Origin of the sequence: Mahella sp. (genome assembly GCF_020054945.1) — a bacterium.
Taxonomy (GTDB): domain Bacteria; phylum Bacillota; class Clostridia; order Mahellales; family Mahellaceae; genus Mahella.
The window spans coordinates 1-9,631 of record NZ_JAIHAU010000057.1 but is presented as its reverse complement, the minus strand read 5'-3'; the positions used below and the strand labels follow the sequence as shown (position 1 = coordinate 9,631).

8 protein-coding genes, 1 tRNA gene and 1 riboswitch are annotated in these 9,631 nt (G+C 41.0%); all 9 genes read right to left on the bottom strand.

Features of this window, described 5'->3' with window-relative positions:
• Positions 1-384, bottom strand: a 384-nt coding sequence (locus JG770_RS09745) for an MBL fold metallo-hydrolase (RefSeq protein ID WP_291958365.1), incomplete at its 3' end; no start/stop codon positions are given.
• A 287-nt stretch (positions 385-671) separates the two neighbouring features.
• Positions 672-1,106: a Fur family transcriptional regulator gene (locus tag JG770_RS09740; protein ID WP_291958362.1), complete on the bottom strand. Its 435-nt coding sequence runs from the start codon at positions 1,104-1,106 to the stop codon at positions 672-674.
• A gap of 447 nt (positions 1,107-1,553) precedes the next feature.
• A tRNA-Arg gene (locus JG770_RS09735) sits at positions 1,554-1,629 on the bottom strand.
• A gap of 160 nt (positions 1,630-1,789) precedes the next feature.
• Complete coding sequence (locus JG770_RS09730) at positions 1,790-2,704, bottom strand: SH3 domain-containing C40 family peptidase (protein WP_291958360.1); 915 nt, start codon at positions 2,702-2,704, stop codon at positions 1,790-1,792.
• Between the two features lie 16 nt (positions 2,705-2,720).
• A riboswitch (cyclic di-AMP (ydaO/yuaA leader) is annotated at positions 2,721-2,854 on the bottom strand.
• A 175-nt stretch (positions 2,855-3,029) separates the two neighbouring features.
• Entirely contained in the window at positions 3,030-4,931 is a 1,902-nt protein-coding gene (gyrB, locus tag JG770_RS09725) for a DNA topoisomerase (ATP-hydrolyzing) subunit B (protein WP_291958359.1), read from the bottom strand.
• Positions 4,932-4,933: 2 nt separating this feature from the next.
• Positions 4,934-5,227 (bottom strand): extracellular matrix regulator RemB, encoded by a 294-nt coding sequence (gene remB, locus JG770_RS09720; RefSeq protein WP_291958358.1) that lies wholly within the window; start codon positions 5,225-5,227, stop codon positions 4,934-4,936.
• A gap of 30 nt (positions 5,228-5,257) precedes the next feature.
• Positions 5,258-6,382 (bottom strand): DNA replication/repair protein RecF, encoded by a 1,125-nt coding sequence (gene recF / locus JG770_RS09715; RefSeq protein WP_291958357.1) that lies wholly within the window; start codon positions 6,380-6,382, stop codon positions 5,258-5,260.
• A 12-nt stretch (positions 6,383-6,394) separates the two neighbouring features.
• Complete coding sequence (gene dnaN / locus JG770_RS09710) at positions 6,395-7,513, bottom strand: DNA polymerase III subunit beta (protein WP_291958353.1); 1,119 nt, start codon at positions 7,511-7,513, stop codon at positions 6,395-6,397.
• Between the two features lie 236 nt (positions 7,514-7,749).
• Complete coding sequence (gene dnaA / locus JG770_RS09705) at positions 7,750-9,138, bottom strand: chromosomal replication initiator protein DnaA (protein ID WP_291958350.1); 1,389 nt, start codon at positions 9,136-9,138, stop codon at positions 7,750-7,752.
• Positions 9,139-9,631 lie beyond the last annotated feature (493 nt).

Sequence of the window (9,631 nt, the reverse complement as noted above, 5' to 3'; positions counted from 1 at the left end):
CTTTGTAAGTACAAGACTACTTTTAATATCATCATAATCGTCGGGTGACCACGGAATACCGACCTCATAGAATTCCTTTCCGTCAGAATTTACCGCATATCTTTTCGCGAAAGCGGCTTCATGTACGTAAATCTTCGGGAATCTTTCCACTTTTGGGAAATAGACCAATCCGCTGCAATGGTCATAATGGCCGTGGCTGAGCACAACAAAGTCGGTTTTATTCAAATCCACGCCCATCCGTGCAGCGTTGTGGCAATAAACATCAGATTGACCAGTATCAAACAAAATATTAACTTTTTCATACTCAATATAGATTGATAAGCCATGCTCCGCAAGAAAACCTCGCTTTTTCGTCCTGTTATCCGTAAGGATATATATTTTCATACATTTAACAGCTCCTTAATCATCAATGATAAAATTGTGGGCTTATGCCTACAACAACCATTTTAGTGCAATTATGAGCATATGTCAATATGTTTGGCGGATGAAAAGGGGTTTGTTGGGATGAAAGGCGGCGATAATCGATATGGCGTTGCAGCAAGTCATGGTTTGCTGCGTAAACATCGAATTCAAGGTTAGGACATCAACCCTTGCGGGAGAAAGCGTAAAACCTGCTTTGTCAGACGTCCTTCGATGATCCAGAATCCCACGAATTTATTCTTGGGGGTATGTCAACTCAATCTGCAATTGCTACAGTATCCGTAAATTTTCATTGATTTATCGGCAACCTCAAATCCTTTGTCTTCTAAAATCCGGTTTTTAAATTCTTCAGCTATGCTATCGTCTAATTCCTCCAATTGTCCACATTTTAAACAAATTAAATGATGGTGCATTAATTTATTATACATTACCAACTCATACCGTGCCGGTGAATTTTCCATCGATAACCTTGATACTATACCAATTTTTTCAAATAGTTCCAATGTACGATATACCGTGGCCAGCCCTATCTTTTTATCATTATCTTTTGCTGTAAGAAGCTCATAAATATTCTCGGCTCCAAGGTGATGTCCTCTGCAATTGTATAAGATCTCCAATATAACCTTTCTTTGAGGTGTAATCCTCAAATTATTTTCCTTAAGCAAACGATAAAAATAGTCAAGCAAATCAGCTCACCTCTTTTAAATCAAATTTCATTTGCCAATGATTAAAGCATGCGCGGCATGAAATTGCAAAATATGCATTCAACATCCACTCCGGATATACTGCTAACCATTTCAGCTTTACGTTATTTCCGCCGCCACATGATCGGAAGTATCACAGGCAATCGTTCCGCTTTTTACTTACCTTAGCAGTTATAGACATATCTCCCTTGATAAACACCGTCACAGCATACCATAAAATATAGTTATTAGCTTATATCCACAACTATATTAACTCTATTATGAGCATATGTCAATAATAATATAAAGAGGGCAGCCCATTTAGATTAAATAGCATTAAGGATAGCAACTATATTAAATCAGGGGATATTTTAACGATCTCTATTTATGAAGATTTAAAACAGCATGCACAATAATAAAGGCCGGAAATATTGATTTTCCGGCCTTTTCTGGTGCGCCCGAGACGAATCGAACGTCCGGCACGCGGTTTAGGAAACCGCTGCTCTATCCGCTGAGCTACGGGCGCATCTATACTTATATTATAAAAGAAAACTTTTTAATATGCAAGTGTTATAAAACATCTGATTTAAACTATGTTTTACATCCATGCCATTCTTAACCGCGTTTTTTGGCGCAAAAAAGCGATAAGCTTTTATAATTGCTCACCGCTTTGCTTGTTATACTATCTATCTTATAACCCTTTTAGCCTGTATGTAATGGCTCTTATACCATGATTCATTTAAGCTGTTTACCGATACCTTGCGACCGGGATTGGGTGCGTGTATAAATTGATTGCCGCCTATGTATATGCCCATATGATAACCGCTGCCGCTGCTTTTGAATACTATCAAATCTCCAGGTTGTAAATTGCTTTTTGACACCGTAGGCGCATAGCTGCCAAAACCTTGTCCGCTGGATGTTCTGGGTATCGAATAGCCGAATTTTTTATATACATAGTATGTAAGACCCGAACAATCGAAAGCGTTGGGCCCTGCCGCGCCATGTGCATAAGGCTTGCCCAATTGTTGTTTGGCAAGCGCCACTATCTGCGATGAAATCGAAGATGAACGCGATGAAGATGTGACTTTAGAAACAGGCTTAGTTTTCGTTATGTACTTCGAAGATGCCCATCCGTTGTAATTGCCATATTTCACCTGACTCCAGCCATTTTTTTCAGATGATATGGTCACTTGGCTCCCTTTAGGCATAACCGTTATCCTTGCGCTCGATGTACTCGGAGACTTACGCAGTATCAAACCACTGTTGGCTGTTATCCATCCCGGCACAGTCGCAGTATTACTTCTAGATGCTGTCGCAGTGCTACTCGATGATATTTTTACGTAATCTGCCGACATCCAACCTGCTTTCCCATTAAAAACGACATTGTACCAATTGCCGCTCTTATCTTTTACAGTAACTTTATCCCCTTTATAAGCATGGGTCAATATACTCGAAGATGTATTTGGCTTGGATCGAAGACGAACACCGCTTCCGGTTACGGTACCTTGTGATGCTGCCGCAGCGCTTGTACCAAAAACGCTGCTGAAAATAAAACCTGCGCTTATAACAGCCGCCGTTACAGCTTTTTTATAATTATTCATTTGCGTTGAACACAACTCCTCCTACGTTATTTCGCTTCCGAGGTTAGTTGACGGGTTCGGGAACGAAGGATTCCCTACCTTTAAAAGGATTCACCCCACCAAAAGTTCCCCCGTACCCTGCTATACGCAGGGATTCAGCCAGTTGTCTCTTCCATCAATACGTATAATTATATTACGCTGCATAGAGCTCGTCAAAGCTCAAATTCGGGCGTTTAAGTCGATTATCTTCATTTATCTCGCCTATTATACGTTTTACTAATTATTAAGCAAATATTAAGAAATCATTACATAAATTAATAAAAAATTAACCGGGCAATCGCCCGGCCTATATATCAAGGTTTTTCACAAGATGCGCGTTGTTGGCTATAAACTCCCTGCGCGGCTCCACATTATCGCCCATTAGTATCGTAAATATCTCATCTGCAGCTATGGCATCCTCTATGGATACCTTCAACATGGTTCGCTTAGCCGGATCCATGGTGGTATCCCACAACTGCACCGGATCCATCTCTCCAAGTCCTTTATATCTTTGCACTGTTATACCGTCGCGCCCTATCTTGCCTAATAAATGTTCCAGCTCTCTATCTGAGTATATATAATACTCTTTTTTCCCTTTCTCAACTTTATACAGCGGCGGCTGGGCTATATATACATTGCCGTTTTCCAACAGCGGCCGCATGTACCTATAAAAGAACGTGAGCAGCAGTGTCCTTATATGGCTGCCGTCCACATCGGCATCTGTCATGCATATTATGCGCTCGTATCGCAGTTTGGATATGTCGAAGTCCTCGCCTATGCCTGCACCAAAGGCCGTTATCATGGATTTTATTTCTTCATTGGACAATATTCTGTCCAAACGCGTTTTTTCTACATTCAATATTTTACCGCGCAAAGGCAATATAGCCTGGAAACGCCTGTCGCGGCCTTGTTTAGCCGACCCGCCGGCTGAATCGCCTTCCACTAAAAATATCTCGCACAGCTTGGGGTCCCTCTCGCTGCAGTCAGCCAATTTACCCGGCATCGACACGCTTTCCAGTGCGCTCTTGCGTCTGGTAAGTTCGCGCGCTTTGCGAGCGGCCTCTCTCGCTCGGAATGCGCTTATGGCCTTTTCTATTATGGTCTTGGTTACGGACGGATGTTCTTCAAAATACGTGCTCAAACCATCCGATACTATACTGTCCACAATGCCTCTGACCTCGCTGTTGCCAAGTTTCTCCTTGGTTTGGCCTTCAAATTGTGGATCGCTTAGTTTTACGCTGATTATAGCCGTTAACCCTTCGCGCACATCATCGCCGGAAAGGCTGGGTTCGTTGGGTTTCAGCATATTAAGTTTCCTGGCATAGTCGTTTATAACCTTGGTCATAGCCGAGCGAAAACCGCTCAGATGGGTGCCGCCTTCCGGCGTTTCTATGTTATTGGCAAATGCATAGACGCTCTCGGCATAACTGTCATTGTATTGTATCGCCACTTCCACCTGTACATCGTCGCGCATACCGGAAATATATATAGCTTCTTTATGAAGAGGACTTTTATTCTTATTCAGATACTCTACGAATGAGACTATACCGCCTTCGTAATGGAATTCCTCTTTCTTCTCATCGCGCTCATCTATCAATATTATGGTTACTTCTTTATTTAAAAAGGCCATTTCCCTAAATCTATTGCGCAATGTATCATAATTATATTCCAATTCTTCAAATATCTGATAATCGGGTTTGAATGAAATCGTCGTTCCGGTTTCATCGGTATCGCCTATCATCTCGAGGTCAGTTACGGGTTTTCCTCTTTCATAGCGCTGGCGGTATATATGGCCGTTTTGTTTGACCGTAACTATCAGCCATTCTGATAATGCGTTGACCACCGACACACCGACGCCATGGAGTCCTCCTGACACCTTATACCCGCCGCCGCCGAATTTGCTGCCTGCATGTAGCATGGTCAACGCTACTTCCACGGCCGATCTGCCTGTCTTGGGATGTATACCAACCGGTATGCCTCTGCCATTATCCTCTACCGTTATCGAGTTATCTTTATGAATAATAATCTTTATTGTATCACAAAAACCTGCCAGCACCTCATCTATACTGTTGTCCACAACCTCATATACAAGATGATGAAGCCCCCTGGAACCGGTGCTCCCTATATACATACCCGGCCTCTTTCTGACCGGCTCTAATCCTTCTAATACTTGTATTTGCGACGCATCATAAGCTCCGCTTTCAGCCAATATTATCTCACCTCTTTGTAATTATTGTCAAAATATACATTTTGATCAGTAGCCATTCGTCTAGCCAATGTGACTGATGAAATCGGCGACATATATATCGCATTTCTACCGTCTATATCGGTTATTATCAAGGATTTCGGTTTCTCGTCACCGAATGCGTCCTCTATAAAACCTTCATCTTTCGCTATTTTTAAAAACTCGATGTTGCATTCCGCAGATTCTATGATATCGAGGTTTATTATAGCTATTATATTTTTAGTGGGTACAACCACATCGCTGCCTATATGCATTATCATGGCATTTCTCCTTAATAAGTGCTGGTATTATTATACCACATTTACGCCTCCGTAGCCAGCATGTTGTATCGATACCTGTCCGTTCTCGACATAGAAGAATGTTTTTTTGTCATATTGCTCCAAATAATCCGATTTCCGGATACATGTCATCATGGTCTGGTATCGTTTCATATACGACATCAGCATATTTTGCCTCATTATATCCAGCTCAGACATAACATCGTCGAGAAGCAGCACTGGAGGCTCGCCTATCAGATCTTCGGTAACCTCCAACTGCCCGAGTTTCAACGATAGTGCAGCCGTCCTCTGCTGGCCTTGCGACCCGTAATAGCGCATATCCATGTCATTTACCAATATAATAATATCATCTCTATGAGGACCTATAGTGGTGGTTCCCATATTGATATCTGCATCAAGGCGCTGATTCAAAGCGTTTATAAAGTTTTGCTTTATATCGCCGCTAAGGTTTAATGTACTTTTATATCTTAACTTCAGGCTTTCTTTATGATCGGTTATATACCTATGTATATCCGAAACTTCGGCACATATCTTATCTGCAAAAGATAATCTCTGTTCCAGAAGTCCGGCACCTATATATGCCAGTTGTTCGTTCCATACGGCAAGAAGATCTCGCGATGCGTGACCATATTTTATATCCTTTAACGTCTTATTTCTGTTCTCCAAGACTTTATAATATTTTTGGAGATTATACAGATAATCCGGTTTTATCTGGGATATAAATATATCGATGAAACGCCTACGCTCATCCGGTCCTTCTTTAACCAATTTCAAATCTTCGGGTGAGAATATAACAGCGGTTATGATACCCATCAACTGGGCTATGCGGTTTATATATTTACCGTTGACTTTTATACGCTTAGAACCGTTTTGAGGTATCATCATATTTACATCGGTTTGGCCATCCTTCCGGATAACCTTGATGTTTATGAAAGCATCCTGCGCCCCTTGCCTTATCATATCTTTATCGCGCGATGTCCTGTGAGATCGGCCGGCGCTTGTAAGGTATATCGCCTCCAATATATTGGTCTTGCCTGCGCCGTTATCTCCCCAAAATATATTTACACCAATATTAAAGTTTATCTTAACGTTATTATAGTTTCTATAATCAGTTAACGTTAATTCTTTAATATACAATACCCTTACCTCTTATCCCATTCTTACGGGCAGAATCAAATACAAAAAGCTTTTGCCCTCTACCGGTTCTATTATGCACGGGCTTACATCGCTATTAAACTTCATCAATACTTGTTCGTCATCTATCACTTTAAGCGGATCGGTTAAATACCGGCCGTTAAATGCTATTTCTATAGCAGAACCGTCGATATCTATAGGGATATCTTCGTGTACCTTACCTATATCAGCATTTGATGTGAGGACCATTCCACGTTCCGATATGCTCAGCTTGATCAAGGAACTTTTCCCTTCCTTAGCCACTAGCATAGCGCGTTCGGTAGCGCTCAACAAGTCAGCTCTGCTTACCGTAATCGTGGTCTTGGTTTCAGATAATTCCGGCATCAATATATCCTCATAGTTTATAAATTTGCTGCTCAATAGTTGAGCGGTCATTACAGTACCGTTTATACTGAAGGCGGCTCGTTTGTCGTCTATCTTTATATTCAGATTTTCTTGAGCAGATGGTAGTATCCTCATCAGTTCCATCAGCGCTTTACCTGGTATAACGGCCTCGAACTGGCGATCGGGTATTTCGTCTATATCTTCATAACGTATGGATATTCTGTAACCATCTACCGATACCAACATTATTTTATCGTTTTCGAATTTCAAAAGCTCTCCAGTAAGCATCTCCCTATTATCATCCGGCGGTGCTATGGAAAATGCTGTTTGCCTTATCATATCGCGAAATATTACACTGCTTATATTGAAATTCGTACCATCAGAGATAACCGGTAATTGTGGAAAATCATCTGTCCCCATCCCTTTGATGGATATTTCTGATAATCCGCATTTTATGGAAACTTCGTTATGGTCGTCCACATTGATAGTCACCTGCTCTTTGGGCAGGCTCCTGGCTATATCTATAAATAGCCTGCCGTTTAATGCAACGCTCCCTTGATTTATTATATTCCCATTTAATACTGTATCTATGCTTATTTCAGTATCGGTGGATTTTAAGTGTATAATATCATCGACGGTTTCTATTATAATGCTGTTCAGTACTGGTATTATGTTTTTCGACGGCAATGCTTTTTCTGCTATGCTCAATGCATTGACAAGGTCATCTTTTTCACATGTTATTATCATCATTTCTCTCCTTCTTTTCTGTATGATAGATATATTTAAATAGTAGTAATAGTAATAGGGGCTGTTGATTTGTGGATAAGCCTGCGTCATCCGCTATTACAGTGTATCTTTTGTTCTAACAAGTCTATGGATATGTCATATGCGCTATGCACATGCTCCACCGGTCAGCTATAGCCGAGCGCTTTCCATAGTAAACGAACACATTATCCACATGTATTATGTGGATAATGTTGATAACTTTAGTTGCTTTGTATACGTTTCTTCAGTTCGTTTATGGTCAATTTTATCTCCGGCTCCTTTTCCATATCGTCCATTATCTTTTCACATGCATGTATAACGGTGGTGTGGTCTCTGCCGCCGAATTCTTCGCCTATTTTAGGCAGCGATAGATCGGTCATCTCGCGGCAGAGGTACATGGCTATTTGACGAGGGTATGATATCGCTCTGCTTCGCTTTTTAGCCTTAAAATCATCGGGCTTCATATTAAAGTAGCTGCCGACTATCTTCTGTATTCTATCCACTGTTATCTTTTGCGGCTGATCATTTTTTATTATATCTTTGAGCACATCGCCGGCTACATCTACGTCTATATTTCGCTCATTTAACGATGCGTAGGCCATGATTTTAACAAGCGCGCCTTCGAGTTCCCGTATGTTCGATTGTATCTGTTGTGCTATAAAGAGCAATATGTTGTCGTCCACATTTATATTTTCCATATCGGCTTTTTTTCTCAGTATAGCTATGCGCGTTTCAAGATCCGGCGGCTGTATGTCGGCCAGTAAGCCCCATTCAAAGCGCGAGCGCAGCCTGTCCTCCAGTGTGGGTATGTCCTTAGGTGGTCTATCGCTGGATATTATTATTTGGTGATTGGTTTCATACAGCGTGTTGAATGTATGGAAGAATTCTTCCTGCGTACGCTCTTTATTGGCTATAAACTGTATATCGTCTATCAGCAGTACGTCTATATTACGGTATTTATTTCTGAATACCTCGTTTCTGTCATCCTTTATGGAATTTATCAGTTCATTGGTGAACTTCTCCGATGTCACATACATCAGCCTTATCCCTGGATTATTTTCGAGTATGCGGTGGCCTATGGCGTGCATAAGATGGGTCTTGCCTAATCCCACGCCTCCGTATATAAAAAGTGGATTATAGGCTTTGCCAGGTGCTTCAGCTACCGCTAAAGACGCCGCGTGGGCGAAACGGTTGCTGTTGCCTATGACGAACGTATCAAAGGTATATTTAGGGTTCAGAGTATCGTTTTGCGGCATAACTGATAAAGTTTCGTATTTCGGTGCATCCTCTTCATTTTCATTGTCTGCAGGTGCATTATCGTTCGATGTCATCTGGGCCTTATATTCCTCTATATCGTCGTCGACAGCCACCATTATCTCCACATCGGTTATCTCGGGCGCGATATCCTTCAGAGCATCGTATATGTAATTGCTATATCTGGATTCTACTATCGTTTTAAGGAATTTATTCGACACAGCCAGCACCAGCGTATGCTCGTATATGCCTATAGGTTTTACGTTTTTAAGCCACGAATTAAGGCTTACTTGTGTTAGCCTGGCGTTTAGAGCAGCTATCACCTTGTACCAAACTTCATCAGCTTGTGTATGCATAAAAAGTCCTCCCAAAGATTATTATTCCTAATAGTATATTTTTTACCATTTTACATAAATTATAAACGCTTAAAGCATTATTTAAACCATTTTTCGGCAAAAAATAAAATGTTGTTTACATACCAACATTTTCAAGCTACGAAAATCCACAGTCAAATTTGCCTATATGCAGGGCAAATCAATCCAATATTCACTTTAAAGAACAAGTTATACACAATATTATCCACAGACTGTGAATAAATTATGTTAAGTATATGATAGCAGAGTTTTATGTAATTATCAACTTCATTTTTCTGTTGCTGCAATTCGTAATGTGGCAAATTCAACGCCTGCAAAGATATAAATCCTACGCCCGCTATAGGCTTGACATATATACCTCGCTACGGCTGTGAATCTGGACCACTACGCAATCAAAGATTGCTGTGGTCCTACGCTTCAAAAGCCCGCTCAGCATATATGTCAAGCCTTATATCACGTAATGATTGCGTACTTA